The sequence below is a fragment of the Mesorhizobium sp. M0778 genome, assembly GCF_040320105.1.
In the GTDB taxonomy this organism is placed as follows: Bacteria; Pseudomonadota; Alphaproteobacteria; order Rhizobiales; family Rhizobiaceae; genus Mesorhizobium.
On the sequence record NZ_JAMYPA010000018.1, the window covers coordinates 97,473 to 116,149 of the forward strand.

An 18,677-nucleotide genomic window follows, 5' to 3' on the forward strand; every position below is an offset into this window, starting at 1 on the left:
ACAACCAATATCCGCTCCCCGTCCAACTTTCCAAATCAAGCACCTTCGGCGAATGTCTCAAACGTCCGCAACCGCGACCTCCGACGTGGTCGCCGGCAGTGTCTCCTTTCAGGAAGTGGCAAGGGCATCCTGAACCGCCGACATAGGGCGCTAACCCGCCGCCCCACTGCCCCAGGGGCCATGGAAGGCGCCCGGTCCATCGATGCGCTCGAAGCCGTGCGCGCCGAAGAAATCGCGCTGTGCCTGGATCGCTGAGATTTTCAACGATAAGGCATTTCTCAAACAACCGTTTCGCCTCATCTTGGCGCTCAGCTTAGTATCGCCAAGTACAACAGACCGTATATGCTTGGCAGATGACGAAGACACGCAACAATCATTACGTTCCGCAATGGTATCAGGAAGGCTTCTTTGAGCCGGGGCGGAACAGCTATTCGTATATCGATCTGAGCCCATGCCAGCACGCGCTATCGGATGGTCGCGTAGTCACCGAGAAATCGAAATTCGTTTCGCCGACGTCCCGGGCGTTCTGCCAGCGGACCTTTATTCGACCTTCTTTGGCACGTCTGTGAATGACGAGATTGAGCGCAAACTCTTCGGCGACATCGACACACGCGGGGCTCATGCCGTCCGCGCCTTTGTGGGTGGGGATGCCGGCGAATGGCATCGTCACTTCACGACCTTCTTCGAGTATCTCGACATCCAGAAAATCCGCACGCCCAAAGGGCTTGACTGGTTGAGCGCACAATACCCGCGCCTGACACAGAACGACCTCATGTTTGAGATGCAAGGCATCCGCATGATGCACTGCACGATCTGGATGGAAGGGGTACGAGAAATAGTGTCGGCACAGGACGCCGACATCAAATTCATTGTGAGCGATCACCCGGTCACGATCTACAATTATGCGGTATCGCCAGACGCTGGCAGCGGCTATCGGAACGAACCCTCGATCGCGCTAAAAGGCTCGCAGACCATCTTTCCTCTGAACAGAGATTTTTGCCTCATCCTTACAAACCTCGAATATGCGCAAGACCATTCGGCTAACCCGCTCGAAAAACGGACGTTTGCCGGCAACTATCGCAACTCGATGGTGCGCACCGACGCGTTTATTCGCACGCGAAAGCTGACGAGCGAGGAGGTCATTCGGGTCAATCGCGTGCTCAAAACGCGAGCCAAGCGGTATATCGCCGCCGGCAAAGAGGAATGGCTTCACCCGGAGACGTCGTCCGCCGAGCCTTGGGCTGACCTGCGTAGTACCTTCCTCCCGCCCAAGAACGGCCTTTGGCATTTCGGCGGCGAGATGTACGCCGGCTTCGAGAGCGGCGAAGTCTACTATCAGGACGCGTTTGGCCGAACCGAAAAGGAACGCGATTTTCTCAAGAAGAAGCCGCCATCGAAGCCGCCTCGCCTCGGCGATCTCTGCGGTTGCGGATCGGGCCGCGCGTTCGGTTCTTGCTGCGAGCGCAAGCCAGTTGCGCTCCGCCCAACATGGGAGGAGCGCAGTATCCGCGAGCGCAACTTGATGCTGTTCACCGGCATCTCCGAAATCCTCGGGATCACAGGAGACTGCGATTGGGTCACCGTCCGCCGTGAGATTACCGACGAGAAGATCAGAGACGTCTACGGTCTCTACGACGCCTTGTGGCCGCGCGAGACGAACTTGCTGGCGATGCTCCCGAAGCCGGATGGTAAAGCGCGCGCGACTTACACCGGGGCTCTGCACCCGTCGCTCATTTCGAACTGCGCACTCGGCCTATCACTCTATTTCGACGAACTGCTAATTGAGCACCCATTCATACATCCAGGCACCGTCAACAAGAAGTTCAGTCCCCTCGAGCACCCCAAAATGTATCGGCAGGAATTCGTGAAGTCGGTCAGCTTATTCACGATGATAATGCCGCTTGTCGAAAAAGGGCTCGTCACTCTGTTCCCCGATCCTTGCAACTTCGATTTTCACCTGCGCAATCAGATGTTCGAAATGGCCAGGGTTCGCTCGAAAGGGATGAAAGTCGATCCAAAGGAAGAAGCCGGTTTCACGGAGATGATGAAGGAGGAGCACAAGCGGGCTATGTTGCTGTTGCCACGCGACGCGCTTCGGCACCAAGTTCTCCGGGATTCTCCTGAACTGGATGAAAAGGCTGTGGAGGCTGTTCTTGATAGTTTCGATCTGCTTCGTGAACGAGACCCACTCGCTGTGCTGCAAGAGGGGTCGCTTGAAGGCGGGAAGGGCGGCGGACAACTCACGCCGTTTAAGATGGCGCCAAACTTTGAGATCACGATGTACGTCGCACAGGCCACCGGCTCATGCATCGTCACCGACAGCGTGTTCCGCTGGCGCGAGCTTAGAACGGCCGCGACGCGCGGAATCCAGGGCGCGTCGCCGGCGCCCCTGCTACGCGCTGGCATGGAACAAGCTGAGTTTGTCTTGCCCTACGATGTGCAGCAGATCAGTGTGCTAGCCGAGCGTGGGGTATTTGGAGATTACCCAAACATCATGCGAAAAATCTTCAAGTACCTTTCGACCCTTTCGGCGAGAGGTTCAAAGCCCAATGTCGAAGCCAGCCTCAATGCCGAATTCAAGCGCGTCCTCGCCTCAACCCTACCGATCGCAAAGAAGTCTGGGGCTCGCCTGTCGGAAGCGCGGTTATCATGTCTTTGGCCTGCTGGGGGCATCCAGGACAACACAGTCAATCGGCTCCTCTTGATGTCTAGCTCTGAGCACCACCTGGCCAGTGCGCCGATGGCGTTGTTTGTTAAGGGCAATGCGCCGCAAAGGGGAAGCTAGCTGAGGGTGGGCATGGCCAGCCGAATAGGAACGTCGCCATTTTCACACGGCCGCAGATTCTAGGCAGCCAAGGGCGCTGCACACGGATGCTGACTCTGCAGCGGAACGATTGTCGTAAGATCAGATGCCAGCTAACAAGATCCAGCACTATGTACCACGTTGCTACCTGCGGCCGTTTTGCGTCGATGATGACGGCGCTGGGATCAACCTTTTCAACATCTCTCGTGGGGTCGCCATAAGAGGCGCGCCGGTTAGGGGCCAGTGCGCGCGCCCATATTTCTACGGCAAAGATGGTGAGCTTGAAAAGGCGTTGCAGGAGCCCGAGGGGCTTTACGCGCAATGCTTAAAAAAGGCTGTAGCCGATCCGTCCAGCTTAGAGACAGCAGATCTACATGCACTGCGGACACTGATGTTCCTGCAAGTGTTTCGAAGCGCTGCTTGGATCGACAGGCAACGTACCCTCCTCGACGCGCACCGGGAGATGTTCCAAGACGAGGGGACACCGGAATTTCTAGCGCAGTTTACGCGCCCCAATATGGAAATCGTGGAAATGGCGATCGAAATGTATGCGTCGACCCTCCCTGCCATAAGCGACTTAGAAACCTGCGTACTGGTCAATAAAACAGTCCGCGAGTTCATCTCCTCGGACGATCCCGCAGTGCACACGAACAGGTACCATGTGCAGAAGCGTTTCTTAGGCGGCCATGGCTTTGGCAACTCGGGTGCCATGCTGTTTATGCCAATGTCGCCCGGACTGTTACTCACAGCCTTCGACCCATTCGTTTACCGCTTAGTAGGTCGGCGCGGACATCTCGGGCTAGTCTCCGACGTTCGTGACGTGGACAGCTTTAATCAGTTGCAAGTACTTCACGCAGCCTCCAACATTTACTTCCGCTCTTGGGCTGAGAAGGATTTCGTGGCGGCAGCAGTCGATCGTGGAAGGGCGTGCAGGCGAGATCATTGGTTCAAGTTGCAAACACTACAAGAGACCGCTCCGAACAGTGGTAAGTTCATTCCAGTGGCCAAGCCGTTCGAGCATGATGCGGACCGTCGCGAGCTACTGCATACCGAGCAGGTTCTGCCGAAGCCGGATCAATGGCCACGACTGATGCCGTACGTGCTTCGGCCAAAAGTAGTCGATACTGGCTCTGGCGGCGGCTTGGTCAGACCCAACGCGTCGGTCGGCAAGCAGCGGCTTGGAGCCAACCTTTAAGAACATCGGTCAACAGGCCAATGTGCGGCGTTACCAGTGTGCTTGTGACCGAATGGCCGCTTCTGGGAACGCCGCCGTTCGGGAACGGCAAAGAAGAGGCACTAACCCGCCGCCCCACTCCCCCAGGGACCATGGAACGCACCCTGCCCATCGATGCGCTCGAAGCCGTGCGCGCCGAAGAAATCGCGTTGCGCCTGGATCAGGTTCGAAGTGCCGCGGCCCTGCCGGTAACTGTCGAAATAGGCAAGTGCAGATGACAGGGCCGGCACCGGCGAGCCGGCTTCGGCCGCCCTTGCCACGACACGGCGAAGCGACGGATGTGCCTCCTGCATCAACGAGACGAAAGCCGGCGCCATCAACAGGTTGGTGGCCGCACCGCCGGCGCCGAAGGCCTCCGCCATCGTATCCAGCAATTGCGAGCGGATGATGCAGCCGGCCCGCCAGATCTTGGCGATGACCGGCATCGGCAGGTTCCAGTTGAATTCCTTCGACGCGCCGCTCATCACCGCGAAGCCTTGCGCGTAGGCGGCGACCTTGCCGGCAAACAGCGCCAGCTCGAGATCGGCGAGCAGGGCGTCCCTGTCTCCGGAAATCCTGCTCACGCCGCCGCCATAGACCTTTTCGGCGGTCAGCCGCTCGTCCTTGATCGACGACAGCACGCGGGCCGCCACAGCCGCCTCGATCGCGGTGGCCGGAATCCCGAGCTGCTGCGCCTCGATCACCGACCATTTGCCGGTGCCTTTCTGGCCGGCGCGGTCGAGGATGATGTCGACCACCGGTTTGCCGGTCTTAGGATCGTCGGCGGCCAGCACTTTGGCGGTGATCTCGATCAGGTACGAATTGAGCCGGCCCGTGTTCCACTGCGAAAACACCTCGGCGATCTCTTTCGGCCCCATGCCGAGCCCGTCGCGCAAGATGCCGTAGATCTCGGCGATCATCTGCATGTCGGCATATTCGATGCCGTTGTGGATGGTCTTGACGAAATGGCCGGCGCCGTCGGTGCCAAGCCACGCCGCGCAAGGCTCGCCCTTGAACTTGGCCGAGATCGCGGTCAGCACCTTTTCGACGCGCTTCCAGGACTCTTCGGTGCCGCCGACCATGATCGAGGGACCGTGGCGTGCGCCCTCCTCGCCGCCGGACACGCCCATGCCGATGAAGGTCAGGCCCGAATCGGTAAGCTCCGAGAAGCGCCGCATCGTATCGCGGAAATTGGCATTACCGGCGTCGATGACGATGTCGTTGGCCGACAGGACGCCGCGCAATGCCGCGATCTGCTCGTCGACCGGCTTGCCGGCCAGCACCATGATGATGATCGGCCGCGGCGGCCGGATCGCGGCAGCCAGTTCCTCGAGGCTGTAGCAAGGCACCACCCTGTCCCTGAGCGCGCCGGCATTTTCGACAAAGGCATCGGTGCGCGCCGCGGTGCGGTTGAAGACGGCAATGCGGTGCCCCTTCTCGGCGATATTGAGCGCCAGGTTGGAGCCCATCGTGCCAAGGCCGATCAGGCCGATTTCGGCTTTTTCCATCGTTTCTTCCCTGCTTTCGGATCTTGTTGGTTTGAGCCCGCGATTGGGTTGGATGCCCATTCTTGATGACGATGATTGACGGGCCTTCAAGGCGGCGTCAACCGTCTCGCCGAATTGTGTTGCGCAGACCAGCGCCGTCTTCATGGCCGGATATCGATCGGCGCTTCGATCTTCACCATCTCGAAATCCGAGACCAGGATATCGAGCCGCGCTGTCCACCGGCCGGCGACCGGAATGACGAGATCGTCGACGCGCCAGGTGCCGTCGCCGGGCTTCGTCGCAGGGCGTTTTATCGGCTCGATGCCGGAATCGGGCTTTGACAGCACCAGCGTCACCTGCTTGGCGTCGAGCGGGCCGAAATCGCCGCTCATGATGAAGATCGAAGCAGCAACAGGTCCGGTGTGGCCGGGCGCAATGCTGAGATCGGCCATCGCTTGCTGCGTGTGGATATGCACCGATGCCGGCTGTGCCGCGGCGATTGCCAGCGCCCGCGGCGGCGGCGTGAAGCGCCAGCCGGCGCCAACTCCGAAGATCGCCACCACGATCAGCACCTCGATGGCGATCGAGCGGGCCAGCCGCCGCTGGACTTCCGTATTTCCTGCCTCGGCCGAGGCCGTGAGCTTGAAGCGGTTGACGGCGGCGAGCGTGAACAGAAAGACGAGCAGCACGAGCTTGAGCAGCAGCAGACGGCCATAAGCGGTGTTGACCAGCGCCGACGGCGTTTGCACCTGGATGACGGCGAGCACGATGCCGGCTGCCGCAAGCACGGCCACGACGAACAGGATCGCTCGCGAAAACCGGCGCAGCAACGGCCCGGCTTCGGCCGGCTGCCGTTTCAAGGCTAGACCGAGCGGCATCAGCGCGCCGGCCCAGACAGCAATGCCGACGCCGTGCAGAAACACCATCGGCCTTGTCAGCCATTGCGGCTCGGCGGCACTGGCATGCCCGCTGGCGGCAAGTGCAGCGCCGACGCCGACCAGTCCGGCCAAGGCGAGCGGCCTTGCGTCGGCGGGCGGCACGACCAGCGACAACAGGCCAAGGCCGAGCGCCATCAGCGCGATCAGCACCGTCCAGCCAAAGCTGGTACCGAGCGCGGTCTGCCAGATGACCGGCTGCGCCAGCCGGGCGAGCGGCGCACCGAGTGCATCCAGCCCCTGGAAACCGAGCGACAGCGGTGCCGCCGCCAACCCGCACAGGATCGCAGCGACGATCATGTTCCGGCCGGATCGCCCGCCTTGCGCCAGCCAGGCCTGCGCAAAGGCACCGCCGACCCCGAAAAACAGGCCGATATACAGAAAAACCTTGCCGATCCAGATCGCCGTTCGAAGCCCCCGGTCAACGGCATCGGAGGCGGCCGGCGCAGCACTCGGTGCACCGACCGAGAACAGCACCGAGCCGCCGACCGGATGCCCGTCGGCGGAGATTACCCGCCAGCTCAGCACATGCGTGCCCGATTTCAGCGCCTGCGGATTGTCGATCTCGACGGTCTGGCCGCTGAGCCGGAAGGAGGTCAGCGGGACCGCCGTGCCGTCGGGCCGCACCAGCGTCAGCACCAGCGGCGAAACCGGCTCGCTGAAGGTCAGCGATAGCTGCGACGGGCTCTGTGCCAGCACCGCACCGTCAGCCGGCTCGGCCTTGATCAGCGCCGCATGGGCGAAGGCCGGATCAGGCATGGCAATTACGGCGAGCAGCACGATGGCGGCGAGCAGGCCAGCCACAAGCCGGCCAGAATGGTTGCCGGCCATGCAAGCTCGCCGCAGGAAGGATGCCGCGCTCATCTCACCGCCAAGAGTAGCGGCGCGCTCATCCGCCAAAGCGCGCCGCTGGAGCTCACTTCTTCGGCAGCAGCTTGAGGCCGGGCGCCGGAAATTCCAGCGCATCCTCAGCCTGCCCGGCCGCCGGAATCTCGATCCAGCGATCGGCAACGCCGTCACATTCCTGCACCACCGGGAAATGCAGCGTCTGGCCTGCCGGCAGGTCGGACGCCAGTGTCGTGCGAAAGACGAATTCGTCGTAGAATTCGTCCGGCAGGCTGCCGGCGCTCCAGTCGACCTCCTTGACGCCGCTGGTCACTGCCTGGCCGTAGAGCTGGTAGGACTTCTCGTATTTGCCGTTCTTGACCTGCAGCGTCCAGCCCGGCTTCGGCATCGGTTTGACCGAGAGCACCCCTTCCGGGATCTGCACGCGCAAGGCGGTCGTTGCCTTGCCCTCGCAGCCATGCGGCACCCGAAGAACCGCCTTGTAGGTCGAGCCGACCGCCGCCTCCGGCGTTTCGAGCGTGATGTGGGCGAAGGCCGCGCTGGTCCCGAGGACGAAAAGCGCGCAGCCGGTCAAAAGAGATTTCTTCATGATGGTACCTCTCGAAGCGGCCAAGTCAGTGGTCGTCCTGGGGCGCCGGGCTGCCGATGCCTTGCACGGCGAATTCAATCTGCACGGGCCCGGCTTTTTCGAAGGTCAGCGTGGCGGAGAACATTTCGCCCTCCTTGGGTTGCCGCTTCAAATCCATGAACATCAAATGATAGCCGTTAGGCGCCAGCGCGACCTTGCCGCCAGCCGGGATTTCGAGGCCGCCCGTGACCGGCCGCATGGTCATGACGCCATTGCTGACGCCCATCTCGTGCAGTTCGGCCTTGGCCGAAATGTCGGAGGTGATCGACAGCAGGCGATCCGGCGCACTCCCGGTGTTGGTGACGGTGAAGTAGCCGCCGGCCACCTTGGCGCCGGCTGGTGTGGCGCGCGACCAGGGGTGCCCGATCTCGAGATCGCCAAGCTTGAACTCATGTGCCAACACCGTCTGGGCGCTGGCGAACAGGAAGGCAAGAACGCAAAGGGCGACGCCGAGACGCTGCTCGAAACCACCCAGTGAGAAGCGCCTGCGGCTGGATGCGGCAGCGCGAAAAGAGTGAGACATGATTGCTCCGTGGATTTTAAGAGATCGCGCCGATGCCGGTCGCGAACGATGTCGATAAACGCGCCGGCCAAGGGTGTGCGCGGCGCAAACCAGAACGGATCAGGCCGTCGCCGGTGGTGCGCGCGGATTGGACGGAGTGCGGGCGCGGGCGAAATCGCGATGCCGGAAGGTCGGCAGGAAAAAGGCGATGGTTTCGACGGAAGGGCTGCGAGACAGGCTCCCGGTGGCATCGGGCGGCGCGTAGACCGCCGAGACGAGGTTGCAGCCAAGCATGCAGCAAGCCGGCATGTGCTGCTGATGCGGATCCCCGGCCGGGAGTTGCGCCGCACCGTCATGGGTGCAGATCGTGTTGCCGAAAGCATCGAATTGCGAGGCGTTCGGCTCGATGCCGGAAGCAAACGCGCCGAACATCGACTGGAGCACGAAAAGCCAGGCCGCGGCGAACGCGACCGGCATGCTCCATCGTCTCCGGCGTATGGTCAAGAACCAGCCTCTTCACGCAGCAACGTCAGCTCTCTAGCACGGAGCCGGCGGCCGGAAAATCGCCAAAACGTTGCTGCGGCAACGCAACACAATCACGCGCGTTGCAGCTGCCTGCCCTCGGGAATCGACGTCAGCAGCGTGTGGCGGGCCGATTTCAGGTGCTTGCGGCAGGCGGCGTCGACCTTGGCGAGATCGCGCGATTTGAGCGCGGCGATATAGGCGAGATGCTCCTGGACCGCGACTTCGTTGCGCTCGCGCTCCTGCGCCTTGTTCCACTGGTAGTGGTAGTGGAAGATCATGGCGATGACGTCGTAGAAATCGACGATGAAGCGGTTGTGCGACGCCCGGTGGATCAGCCGGTGAAAGCGCTCGTCGAGCTCGGAGAATTCGCTGAAGCGCACGGCGATCTCGCGCGCCAGCCGGTGATGCTCGTCTTCCAGGCGGTCGAGGTCGGTCCACACCGGGCTGTCCTCGGGCAGAGCGGCAAAGGCTGCGGCCGAGCGCAGTTCGAACATCTCGCGGATTTCGGTCAGCTCCAGCGCGAAGGCGCGGGTAAAGCCTTTCAGCACCCAGTGGCTGTTGCGGCGCTTCTCGATCAGCCCAAAGCGCGAGAAGCGGATCAGGAATTCGCGCACGCTGGTGGTGCCGACGCCGATCTCGCGCGCCAGTTCGAGTTCGTTGATCTGCATGCCGGCCTCGGCGCCACCGGCAAGCAGCCGCCGCATGAAGGAGCGTTCGATGATCTCGGCCAGCGTGTCGGTCTCTTCCTCGGGAAAAAAATCCTCCGGCCGCGTCTCGCGCAGAACCGTCTTGCTGCGCTTGTTCCAATCTATCAGCCCGGTCTCTTCCATGCGGGCAAGGATGGTGCGGACGGTCGTGCGGCTGACGCCGAGCAGCGTGCCCAGCTCCGGCTCCGAAGGCAGGCTCCTGGTTTCGTCGAGCAGCCTCAGACCGCGATTATAGGCATCCTTGTAAACGTTGTTGCTCTTCGACATCCCCTGCCCCGTGGCCCGCCGGCGTTTGCGGCCGGCGTGAAGCTTTTCTCGCGCATGAAATCGGAATCGCTTCGGAAAACATCATGCGCAACGCTAGTTTTGGTTGTAGAGCCTACGTCGCGCATCCAAAAGACGCGTCGCGCTCTGGCGAAAAAACAATTGACGCAAAAATGTTTTTTCACGATAAAAGACATTATATGTTAAGAGCCGCATGTCAATCCGCTCGCGCACCCAGGAACATACCCAGGAAGCTCCCGTGAACGCCGCAAACAGCATTCTTCTGTCTCCCGCCGACAATGTCGCGGTCGCCAATGGCCGCATCGAGATCGGCACCGTACTGCCGGGCGGCGCCGCCGCCGCCGCGCTGATCGAGCCGGGCCACAAGGTGGCGATCAAGCCGATTGCCGCCGGCGAAGCCGTGGTCAAATACGCCCAGGCAATCGGCCGTGCCACGCAGGATATCGCGCCCGGCGAGCATGTCCATTCGCACAATCTGGTCTTCGAAAGCGGGCGTTTGCCGGTGGTGCCGCCGAGCGAGGCCGTGCACGCGACCGAGGCCGACCGCGCCCGCACCTTCATGGGCTACCGCCGTGCCGACGGCCGTGCCGGCACGCGCAACTTCATCGGCATTCTCGCCAGCGTCAATTGCTCGGCCACCGTCTGCCATGCCATCGCCGACGCGGCGAACCGCACGCTTCTGCCGCAATATCCCGGCATCGACGGCTTCGTCCCGATCGTCCACGGCCAGGGCTGCGGCATGAGCGCCACCGGCGATGGCATGATGGTGCTGCACCGTACGCTGGCCGGCTATGCACGTCATCCGAATTTCGGCGGCGTGCTGATGGTCGGGCTCGGCTGCGAGGTCAACCAGCTCACCCTCTATGGCCAGAAGGGCGTCGCCGCGGGAAAACGCCATTTCAACATCCAGGAAGCCGGCGGCTCGCGCAAATCGGTCGAGAAGGCGCTGGTCGTGCTGGCCGAGATCGCCGAAGAGGTCGGCAAGCTTCAGCGTGAGCCGATCCCGGTCAGCGAGATCGTCGTCGGCCTGCAATGCGGCGGCTCCGACGGCATGTCCGGCATCACTGCCAACCCGGCGCTGGGTGCGGCCGTCGACATTTTGGCCGGCGTCGGCGGCGTCGGCATCCTCTCCGAAACGACGGAGATCTACGGCGCCGAGCACCTGCTTGCCTATCGCGCCGCAACTCCCGAGATCGCCGCCAAGCTCGACGGCTACGTGAAATGGTGGGAAGACCATGTCGCCAAGCATGGCGCATCCATCGACAACAATCCCTCGCCGGGCAACAAGCGCGGCGGCCTGACCACCATCCTGGAAAAGTCGCTCGGCGCGGTCGCCAAGGGCGGCCAGACGCCGCTCAACGGCGTCTTCGGCTATGCCGAAAAGGTCACCGGGCACGGGCTGGTGTTCATGGACACGCCCGGCTACGACCCGGTCTCGGCCACCGGCCAGGTGGCGGGTGGCGCGAACGTCATCGTCTTCACCACCGGCCGCGGCTCCTGCTTCGGCTGCCGGCCGACGCCGTCGATCAAGGTCGCCAGCAACTCGACCATGTACCACACCATGGAAGAGGACATGGACGTGAATTGCGGCGTCATCGCCTCGGGCGAAAAGACCATTGCCGGCATGGGCCGCGAGATCTTCGAACTGATCGTCGAGACAGCTTCGGGCCGCAAGACCAAGAGCGAGGAATTCGGCTACGGCGACAACGAGTTCGTGCCGTGGCACCTCGGTGCGACGCTCTAAGCCGGACCGCTCGCGACAGTCGCGAACACCTGACGTGATCGCCAGGTGTCACAGTTCGTACATCCCCGAAAAAAGAATGAACATTCCATATTGACTGAGTGATGGAATTAATATTCCATGCGACATATTGGAGGAGATTGGCAGCGGAGCTCCGACAGAAAGAACTCTTCCGCCCAGCCATTCGAAGCAGGCATCAAACAGCGCTTGCGCCTACCGAGATGATGCATTATCAAAATGCGGCAAATGTTTTTTATTGATAAAGTTCCGTTTCGGCCGCGCCATCCGAATGGAGCTTCCATAACATTCACCGGGCGACTTAGGGAGGACTCCTAATGAAATTCGTGACCAGCATTCTCAATCGCCGCGCCTTCGTGGCACTCACAGCCGCCTCGATGCTTGCCGGCGTGATGCATTCGGCCCCGGCATCCGCGGCCGACGTGACCATTCCGATCATCGTCAAGGACACCACGTCCTTCTACTGGCAGATCGTCCTGGCCGGCGCCCGCAAGGCCGGCAAGGACCTGGGCGTCAACGTGCCGGAGCTCGGCGCCCAAGCCGAGACCGACGTCAACGGCCAGATCTCGATCCTCGAAAATGCCGTCGCCGGCAACCCGGCCGCTGTCGTCATCGCGCCAACCGAAGCCAAGGCGCTCGGCAAGCCGATCGACGAGGCCGCCACCAAGGTCAAGATCATCGGTATCGACTCCGGTGCCGACTCCAAGGCCTTCACCTCGTTCCTGACCACCGATAACATTCAGGGCGGCCGCGTCGCCGCTGACGGCCTTGCAGCAGCCATCGGCGAAGCCAATGGCGGCAAGGTCGAGGGCGACGTCGCCCTGATCACCGCGCTTCCGGGGGCCGGCTCGCTCGAACAGCGCGCCCAGGGTTTTAAGGAACAGCTCGCCGCCAAATATCCGGGCCTCAAGCTGGTCGCCGACAAATACGCCGACGGCCAGGCCACCACCGGCCTCAACATCGCCACCGACCTGATTACCGCCAACCCCAACCTCAAGGGCATCTTCGCCTCCAACCTGATCATGGCGCAGGGCGTCGGTCAGGCGATCGCCGAGAACAGCCTCGCAGGCAAGGTCGGGCTGGTCGGCTTCGACAGCGACGAGAAGCTGATCAAGTTCCTCAATGACGGCGTCATTTCGGCGCTCGTCGTCCAGGATCCGTACCGGATGGGCTATGACGGCATCAAGACGGCGCTTGCCGCCTCGAAGGGCGAGAAGGTCGAAGCCAATGTCGACACCGGCGCCAACCTGGTCACCAAGGCCAACATGAAGGATCCGAAGATCGACGCGCTGCTCAACCCGAAGCTCGACTGAGCATCGCCACTGTGAACTGTTCCGGGGCCTTTTCGCCCCGGAAACATCCCACTCGTGCCAATCGCGAGGCCAATCTTTGGGGGCCAATCTGGGAGGATTGTCATGATGTCGACGGCGCAGGAACTCCATCCGGCCCCAACGCTTGAACCGGGCAGGATCATCCTCGAACTCCGCGGGCTGGAAAAGCGCTATCCCGGCACTCACGCGCTGAAGCCGGTCGACCTCGCCTTCAAGGCCGGCGAGATCCACGCCATCGTCGGCGAGAACGGCGCCGGCAAATCCACCCTGATCAAGCTTCTGACCGGCGTCATGCCGCGCACCTCCGGCGACGTCATCTGGGAGGGCAAGCCTGCCGCATTGGCGACGCCGCATGAGGCGATGGCGCTCGGCATCAATGCCGTGCATCAGGAAGTCGTCCTGTGCCGCCATCTCACCGTCGCCGCCAACATGTTCCTCGGCGAGGAGGATTCCCGTTTCGGCATCCTGCAGCAGCGGGCTATGGTCAGGCAGGCGCAGAAGATCATCGACGATCTCGGCTTCGACCTGCCGGCGCATGTCATGCTGGGTGACCTGACCATCGGTCAGCAGCAGTTGATCGCCGCCGCCCGCGCCACCGTGCGCGGCACCAAATTCCTGATTTTCGACGAACCGACCGCCTACCTCACCCGCAAGGAGGCCGACCAGCTGTTCACGCTGATCCGCCGGCTGAAGGGCGAAGGCGTCACCATCATCTACATCAGCCATCGCATGGAAGAAGTGTTCGAGCTCGCCGACCGCGTCTCGGTGCTGCGCGACGGCACGCTGGTCGGCACCAGGAATATCGCCGAGACCAATGACGCCGAGCTGGTCAAGATGATGATCAACCGCTCGATCGAGCAGGTCTACCACAAGGAGCATTTCACCCCGGGCGCGATGCTTGTAGAAACCAGGAACCTCTCCGGCAAGGGTTTCGAAAATGTCTCGATGTCCGTCCGCGCCGGCGAGATCGTCGGCCTCTACGGCCTGATCGGCGCCGGCCGCAGCGAGTTCGTCACCACGCTCTATGGCCGACACCGCAAATCGGGCGGCCAGATCCTCTGGGAGGGCAAGGAGGTCAAGGTCAATTCAGAACACGACGCGATCAGGCTCGGCATGGCGCTGGCCCCGGAAAGCCGCCGCGACCAGGGCCTCTGCCTCAACCTGCCGGTCGGGCTCAACCTCAATCTGCCGATCTACAAGCGCATCTCGAGCAATCTGCTGATCTCCCGTGCGCAAGAAAAAGCCCAGGCCGATCGCCAGATCGCCGACCTGCGCATCAAGACGCCGACGCGAAGTGCGCTGGCCTCCAGCCTGTCCGGCGGCAATCAGCAGAAGATCGTCATCGGCAAATGGCTCGCGCACGGCGCCAAGCTGTTCATCTTCGACGAGCCGACCGTCGGCGTCGATGTCGGCACCAAGGCCGAGATCTACCGCCTGTTTGGCGCGCTGCTATCCAAGGGCGCCGGCATCATCCTGATCTCGTCCTACCTGCCCGAGGTCTATGAGCTCGCCGACACGCTGCATGTGTTCCGGCGCGGCAAGCTGGTGGCCACTCATGGGTTTCGTACCGCTGACCACGAGGAGATCCTCACCCAGGCGCTGGCCGAGAAACAAGAAAGACCGGGAGGACGGATATGAGCACCGAGGCGATCGCTGCCGAAAGGCCGAAACGCAACTACAACGCCCTGTTCGGGCTGACACTGCTGGCACTGCTGGTTCTTTTGTGGATCATCTTGTCGGTGGCGACGCCGAGCTTCGCCTCGGCCAACAACATCTCGAACCTGTTGCGGCAAGGGTCGATGATCGCCATCCTGGCGGTCGGCCAGACCTTCGTCATCATCACCGGCGGCATCGACCTTTCCGTCGGCGCCGTTGTCGGCTTCGCCACCGTCATCGTCGCGATGCTGATCAACGCCGGCACACCGGTTTTCCTAGCCATCCTGATTACCTTGCTGGTCGGCGTCGCCATTGGCATGTTCCATGGCTTCGGCATCGTCAAGATGGGCTTGCCACCCTTCATCATCACCCTGGCGACGCTGACCTCGCTGCGTGGCATCGGCCTGTTGATGACCAACGGCAACTCGATCTCGATCAACAACGACGCCTTCCAGACGTTCTCGCGCAGTTCCTTCGTCGGCGTCCCCAATCTGTTCTGGATGGTGATCCTGGTCGGCATTCCGGCCTACATCTTCCTGCACCACAGCCGCTGGGGCCGCTACCTGTTCTCGGTCGGCTCCAACGCCGAGGCATCGCGTCTGTCGGGCGTCAACGTCCAGCGCACAATCTACATGGCCTATACATTGTCGGGGCTGTGTGCGGCCTTCGTCGGCGTGCTGCTCGCGTCGCGCATCGGCATCGGCAATCCGACGCAGGCCGAGGGCTGGGAATTGCAGGCGATCGCTTCTTCGGTGATCGGCGGCACGTCGCTGTTCGGCGCTGTCGGCTCCGTGCACGGGCCGCTGCTCGGCGCCTTCATCCTTGCCACCATCAACAACGGCGCCAATCTGCTCAACGTCAACGCCTTCTGGCAGCGCATCATCACCGGCGTGCTGATCATCGTCATCGTCTATTTCGACGGGCTGCGCCGCCGCGGCAAATAGATCGCCCCTAACAGCCGCCGGCCTCGCAACAGCAGAGCCGGCGGTGCCATGAACCGACTGGATTGAAGCATGAAAGCCGTCGTCTGCCGCTCGCCCGGCGAACTTGTGCTCGAAGATCGCCCGGCGCCTGGCGCGCCGCCCTCGGGCTGGGCGCTGGTCGCGGTCAGTCATGTCGGCATCTGCGGCACCGATTATCACATTTTTGAAGGCAAGCACCCGTTCCTCGCCTATCCCCGCATCATGGGCCATGAAGTCTCGGGGACCGTGCTGGAGACCGGCCAAGGCGTCGATCTGGCAATAGGCGAAGCGGTGATCGTCAATCCCTATCTCGCCTGCGGCAAATGCATCGCCTGCCGGCAAGGCAAGCCGAATTGCTGCGTCAGGATCGAGGTGCTCGGCGTCCATCGCGACGGCGCCATGTGCGAGCAGATCCTGGTGCCGGCGCAAAATCTTTATCCGGCAAACGGCCTGTCGCTGGCCGATGCGGCCGCCGTCGAATTCCTGGCGATCGGGGCGCATGCGGTGCGGCGCTCGCTGGCTCAATCGGGCGCGCGTACCCTGGTCATCGGCGCCGGCCCGATCGGGCTCGGCACGGCGCTGTTCGCCCGCATCGCCGGGCTCGACGTGACGCTGCTCGACATGAGTGCCGAGAGGCTGGGTTTCGCCGAAAGCGAACTCGGCTTCGCGACCCTCAACGGCTCGCAGGGCGCCGCCGCTGATCTGGTGCGGCAGGCGACCGACGGCGATGGTTTTGACGCGGTCTTCGACGCCACCGGCAACACCCAGTCGGTGCAGTCGGCCTTCGCCCATGTCGCGCATGGCGGCACGCTGGTGCTGGTCAGCGTCGTCAAGGACGACATCGCCTTTTCCGATCCCGAATTCCACAAGCGCGAGATGATGCTGATCGGCAGCCGCAACGCTCTGCGCGCCGATTTCGACCATGTCGCCGCTTCAATCCGCAACGGTGCGGTGCCGCTGGCAAAGCTAGTCACCCACCGCACCATGCTTGGCGAGACGCCGCGCGACCTCGCCCGCTGGGCACATGAGAAATCCGGGCTGATCAAGGCGGTCATCCAGGTCGGATGACACAACGATAGCCGCGTCTCAAAGCGCCGACAGTTTGAGTTCGATCCGCTCGGCCGGGAAGCGCGACTCCGAAAACTGGATCGGCTGACCGTCGGGCGTGACGTTGACGGCGACCGTCACCAGCACGATGGCGCCGGGCTGCAGGTCGAGGTCGGCAAGGTCGGCGGCATCGGCATGGCGCGCCGACAGCACGGTCGATTGCCGGAGATAGTCGTCGATGCCGAAACGTGCCAGCGATGCCGTGATCGAACCGGTTTCTGCCATAGCGGCATCGATGCCGGCAAAGCGCCTGGCATCGAACCAGCCGGCAGCGCGGGACACCGGCATTCCATCGGCTTCGCCGCGCGTTTCCAGGCGTATCACATCAGCCCCCTTCGCAAGGCCTAAGCCCTCTGCGACACGACGGTTGGCCGGCTCCACCGACGACGCGAGCAAGGTGATATGCCGCTCTGACGCCTGTCCTTGCAATCCCTCGGAAAAGCGGGTGCGGGCGCCGATCGGATAGGACAGCCGCTTTCGCGACAGCACGAAGGTGCCACGCCCTTGCTCCGCCTTGAGCACACCCTCCTGCACCAGCGCTGCGATAGCGCTGCGCACCGTATGGCGGTTGACGCCATAGCGTTCGGCAAGTGCCACCTCCGGCGGCAGCGCGGCATTCTCGGGAAAATCGCCGACGGTGATCGAGTGCAGGATCTGGTCGGCGATCTGCCGCCATAGCGCGACACCGCTGCGCCGCTCGATGCTGTTGGCTTGCCCGATCATTTCCCGCCCCAATCTTTGCGCCGACCTTTTGGCCCGTGTCACGTACACGTCATAGACACGCGCTAGATAATAGATATAATTTGTATAGTTGTCTATATCAATAGACAAATGCACGCGAACGAGGAGCACCGGCCATGCGAGGACAGGAAGCGCGAGAGCAGGCCGAGCGCAAGGCCGTAATGGCGACGCTGGCGCAATCGGCCGGCGACGACATTGTCCGCCTCTGGGACGAAGCCGGCCTGCCTTGCGAAGCAGAACTTCTACGTGGCCCCGAAGCCGGCCTGGTGACCGTGCGCGGCCGCATTGGCGGTGGCGGCGCGCCGTTCAATGTCGGCGAGGCGACGGTCACCCGCGCCACGGTGCGGCTTGCGTCCGGCCATGTCGGCCACTGCTACGCGCTTGGTCGCGACAAGCAGAAGGCAAGGCTGGCGGCAATCGCCGACGCGCTCTGGCAGGATCCGGCCCACCGCAACGAGGTCGAGACCAGGATCGTCGCGCCCTTGCAAGCCGCACTGGCCAAGGCGCGTGACCAGCGCCGCGCAGAGACGGCGGCGACCAAGGTCGATTTCTTCACCATGGTACGCGGGGAAGACTGATGGACATCGCCACTCAATCCATTGAGGGCGGCTTCGCCGATCCGGTATTCAACGCGCAGACCGTATTCCGCGCCGTCATGGACGCGATGGCGCGGCCGGGCAGCGTGCAGCCGCTGCCGGCCCTCGCCCACCCCCCGGCGCCGCTGTCGGCCATCGCCGGCGCCATTGCTCTGGCGCTGTGCGACAACGACACGCCGCTCTGGCTCGACCCGGCTTTGCAGGGGTCGGCGGCGGTGAAATCCTGGCTTGGCTTCCATACCGGCGCGCCGCTGGCCAACACCCCGGCCGACGCGCATTTCGCGCTGATTGCCACGCCGGCCGAGATGATGGCGCTCGACGGGTTTTCGCAAGGCACCCAGGATTATCCCGATCGTTCGACGACGCTGATCCTTGAGGTCGGCGATCTCGTCTCCGGCGCTCCGCTGCTGCTCGAAGGCCCGGGCATCGAGAAGACGGCGACGATCGCGCCGGCGCAAATGCCGCGTCATTTCGTCGAGCAATGGAAGCAGAACAATCAGCGCTTTCCGCGGGGTGTCGACATCATCCTCGCCACGTCCGACGCAATTGCCTGCCTGCCGCGCACGACGCGCATTAAGACGATGGAGGCGTAGG

General features: G+C 62.7%; 16 protein-coding genes and 1 pseudogene. 9 read left to right on the plus strand and 8 right to left on the minus strand.

The genetic code is table 11. The annotated features are described in order from the left end of the window. Nucleotides 1–150 precede the first annotated feature (150 nt). Nucleotides 151–255 (minus strand): annotated as a pseudogene (locus tag NKI22_RS31530) (hypothetical protein); the annotation flags it as partial. Nucleotides 256–451: 196 nt separating this feature from the next. Between NKI22_RS31530 and NKI22_RS23070 the strand changes: the two are divergent. Continuing rightward, nucleotides 452–2,785: a DUF4238 domain-containing protein gene (locus NKI22_RS23070; protein WP_352958914.1), complete on the plus strand. Its 2,334-nt coding sequence runs from the start codon at nt 452–454 to the stop codon at nt 2,783–2,785. Nucleotides 2,786–2,909: 124 nt separating this feature from the next. Further along, the gene (locus NKI22_RS23075; protein ID WP_352958916.1) at nt 2,910–3,998 is read left to right on the plus strand and encodes a DUF4238 domain-containing protein; all 1,089 of its coding nucleotides are present in this window, start codon (nt 2,910–2,912) and stop codon (nt 3,996–3,998) included. A gap of 101 nt (nt 3,999–4,099) precedes the next feature. On the opposite strand, the gene gnd is transcribed toward NKI22_RS23075, so the two are convergent. The 6 genes from gnd to NKI22_RS23105 all read right to left on the minus strand — a co-directional run bounded on the left by gnd (nt 4,100) and on the right by NKI22_RS23105 (nt 9,913). After that, nucleotides 4,100–5,524, minus strand: coding sequence for an NADP-dependent phosphogluconate dehydrogenase (gene gnd, locus NKI22_RS23080; RefSeq protein WP_352816875.1), 1,425 nt, complete (start codon nt 5,522–5,524; stop codon nt 4,100–4,102). Nucleotides 5,525–5,664: 140 nt separating this feature from the next. Next, nucleotides 5,665–7,302 carry a copper resistance CopC/CopD family protein gene (locus NKI22_RS23085; RefSeq protein ID WP_502897712.1) on the minus strand — a complete coding sequence of 546 codons (1,638 nt, stop codon included), beginning with the start codon at nt 7,300–7,302 and terminating at the stop codon, nt 5,665–5,667. 52 nt (nt 7,303–7,354) lie between these two features. Beyond that, the gene (locus tag NKI22_RS23090) at nt 7,355–7,873 is read right to left on the minus strand and encodes a YcnI family copper-binding membrane protein (RefSeq protein ID WP_352816880.1); all 519 of its coding nucleotides are present in this window, start codon (nt 7,871–7,873) and stop codon (nt 7,355–7,357) included. Nucleotides 7,874–7,898: 25 nt separating this feature from the next. Continuing rightward, on the minus strand, nt 7,899–8,435 hold the full coding sequence (locus NKI22_RS23095; RefSeq protein WP_352816882.1) for a copper chaperone PCu(A)C: 537 nt from the start codon (nt 8,433–8,435) through the stop codon (nt 7,899–7,901). 99 nt (nt 8,436–8,534) lie between these two features. Next, nucleotides 8,535–8,891 carry a DUF2946 family protein gene (locus NKI22_RS23100; protein WP_352816885.1) on the minus strand — a complete coding sequence of 119 codons (357 nt, stop codon included), beginning with the start codon at nt 8,889–8,891 and terminating at the stop codon, nt 8,535–8,537. A 119-nt stretch (nt 8,892–9,010) separates the two neighbouring features. After that, nucleotides 9,011–9,913: a GntR family transcriptional regulator gene (locus NKI22_RS23105; RefSeq protein ID WP_352816888.1), complete on the minus strand. Its 903-nt coding sequence runs from the start codon at nt 9,911–9,913 to the stop codon at nt 9,011–9,013. 256 nt (nt 9,914–10,169) lie between these two features. On the opposite strand from NKI22_RS23105, the gene NKI22_RS23110 reads away from it, so the two are divergent. The 5 genes from NKI22_RS23110 to NKI22_RS23130 all read left to right on the plus strand — a co-directional run bounded on the left by NKI22_RS23110 (nt 10,170) and on the right by NKI22_RS23130 (nt 16,707). After that, complete coding sequence (locus tag NKI22_RS23110) at nt 10,170–11,675, plus strand: UxaA family hydrolase (protein WP_352642651.1); 1,506 nt, start codon at nt 10,170–10,172, stop codon at nt 11,673–11,675. A gap of 332 nt (nt 11,676–12,007) precedes the next feature. Next, a complete protein-coding gene (locus tag NKI22_RS23115; RefSeq protein ID WP_023721963.1) occupies nt 12,008–13,003 on the plus strand; it encodes an ABC transporter substrate-binding protein in 996 nt (331 codons plus the stop codon). A 102-nt stretch (nt 13,004–13,105) separates the two neighbouring features. Next, complete coding sequence (locus NKI22_RS23120; protein ID WP_352958918.1) at nt 13,106–14,659, plus strand: sugar ABC transporter ATP-binding protein; 1,554 nt, start codon at nt 13,106–13,108, stop codon at nt 14,657–14,659. Further along, nucleotides 14,656–15,621: an ABC transporter permease gene (locus NKI22_RS23125; RefSeq protein ID WP_352483622.1), complete on the plus strand. Its 966-nt coding sequence runs from the start codon at nt 14,656–14,658 to the stop codon at nt 15,619–15,621. The genes NKI22_RS23120 and NKI22_RS23125 overlap by 4 nt, the downstream gene beginning before the upstream one ends. A gap of 69 nt (nt 15,622–15,690) precedes the next feature. Beyond that, on the plus strand, nt 15,691–16,707 hold the full coding sequence (locus tag NKI22_RS23130; protein WP_352592782.1) for a zinc-binding alcohol dehydrogenase family protein: 1,017 nt from the start codon (nt 15,691–15,693) through the stop codon (nt 16,705–16,707). Between the two features lie 18 nt (nt 16,708–16,725). Here the strand turns inward: NKI22_RS23130 and phnF are convergent, their stop codons facing one another. Then, nucleotides 16,726–17,469 (minus strand): phosphonate metabolism transcriptional regulator PhnF, encoded by a 744-nt coding sequence (gene phnF, locus NKI22_RS23135; RefSeq protein WP_352816892.1) that lies wholly within the window; start codon nt 17,467–17,469, stop codon nt 16,726–16,728. A 134-nt stretch (nt 17,470–17,603) separates the two neighbouring features. Between phnF and phnG the strand changes: the two genes are divergently transcribed. Together phnG and phnH are read left to right on the plus strand one after the other, a co-directional pair. Next, entirely contained in the window at nt 17,604–18,065 is a 462-nt protein-coding gene (gene phnG / locus NKI22_RS23140) for a phosphonate C-P lyase system protein PhnG (RefSeq protein ID WP_352789293.1), read from the plus strand. Continuing rightward, nucleotides 18,065–18,676, plus strand: coding sequence for a phosphonate C-P lyase system protein PhnH (gene phnH / locus NKI22_RS23145; protein WP_352592790.1), 612 nt, complete (start codon nt 18,065–18,067; stop codon nt 18,674–18,676). The genes phnG and phnH overlap by 1 nt, the downstream gene beginning before the upstream one ends. Nucleotide 18,677 lies beyond the last annotated feature (1 nt).

Excerpts from the sequence above, each read along its gene's own strand:
- NKI22_RS23070 (WP_352958914.1), top strand. The coding sequence starts at position 452 with ATGCCAGCACGCGCTATCGGATGGTCGCGTAGTCACCGAGAAATCGAA.
- NKI22_RS23075 (WP_352958916.1), top strand. The coding sequence starts at position 2,910 with ATGCCAGCTAACAAGATCCAGCACTATGTACCACGTTGCTACCTGCGG.
- gnd (WP_352816875.1), bottom strand. The coding sequence starts at position 5,524 with ATGGAAAAAGCCGAAATCGGCCTGATCGGCCTTGGCACGATGGGCTCC.
- NKI22_RS23085 (WP_502897712.1), bottom strand. The coding sequence starts at position 7,302 with ATGAGCGCGGCATCCTTCCTGCGGCGAGCTTGCATGGCCGGCAACCAT.
- NKI22_RS23090 (WP_352816880.1), bottom strand. The coding sequence starts at position 7,873 with ATGAAGAAATCTCTTTTGACCGGCTGCGCGCTTTTCGTCCTCGGGACC.
- NKI22_RS23095 (WP_352816882.1), bottom strand. The coding sequence starts at position 8,435 with ATGTCTCACTCTTTTCGCGCTGCCGCATCCAGCCGCAGGCGCTTCTCA.
- NKI22_RS23100 (WP_352816885.1), bottom strand. The coding sequence starts at position 8,891 with ATGCCGGTCGCGTTCGCCGCGGCCTGGCTTTTCGTGCTCCAGTCGATG.
- NKI22_RS23105 (WP_352816888.1), bottom strand. The coding sequence starts at position 9,913 with ATGTCGAAGAGCAACAACGTTTACAAGGATGCCTATAATCGCGGTCTG.
- NKI22_RS23115 (WP_023721963.1), top strand. The coding sequence starts at position 12,008 with ATGAAATTCGTGACCAGCATTCTCAATCGCCGCGCCTTCGTGGCACTC.
- NKI22_RS23120 (WP_352958918.1), top strand. The coding sequence starts at position 13,106 with ATGATGTCGACGGCGCAGGAACTCCATCCGGCCCCAACGCTTGAACCG.
- NKI22_RS23125 (WP_352483622.1), top strand. The coding sequence starts at position 14,656 with ATGAGCACCGAGGCGATCGCTGCCGAAAGGCCGAAACGCAACTACAAC.
- NKI22_RS23130 (WP_352592782.1), top strand. The coding sequence starts at position 15,691 with ATGAAAGCCGTCGTCTGCCGCTCGCCCGGCGAACTTGTGCTCGAAGAT.
- phnF (WP_352816892.1), bottom strand. The coding sequence starts at position 17,469 with ATGATCGGGCAAGCCAACAGCATCGAGCGGCGCAGCGGTGTCGCGCTA.
- phnG (WP_352789293.1), top strand. The coding sequence starts at position 17,604 with ATGCGAGGACAGGAAGCGCGAGAGCAGGCCGAGCGCAAGGCCGTAATG.
- phnH (WP_352592790.1), top strand. The coding sequence starts at position 18,065 with ATGGACATCGCCACTCAATCCATTGAGGGCGGCTTCGCCGATCCGGTA.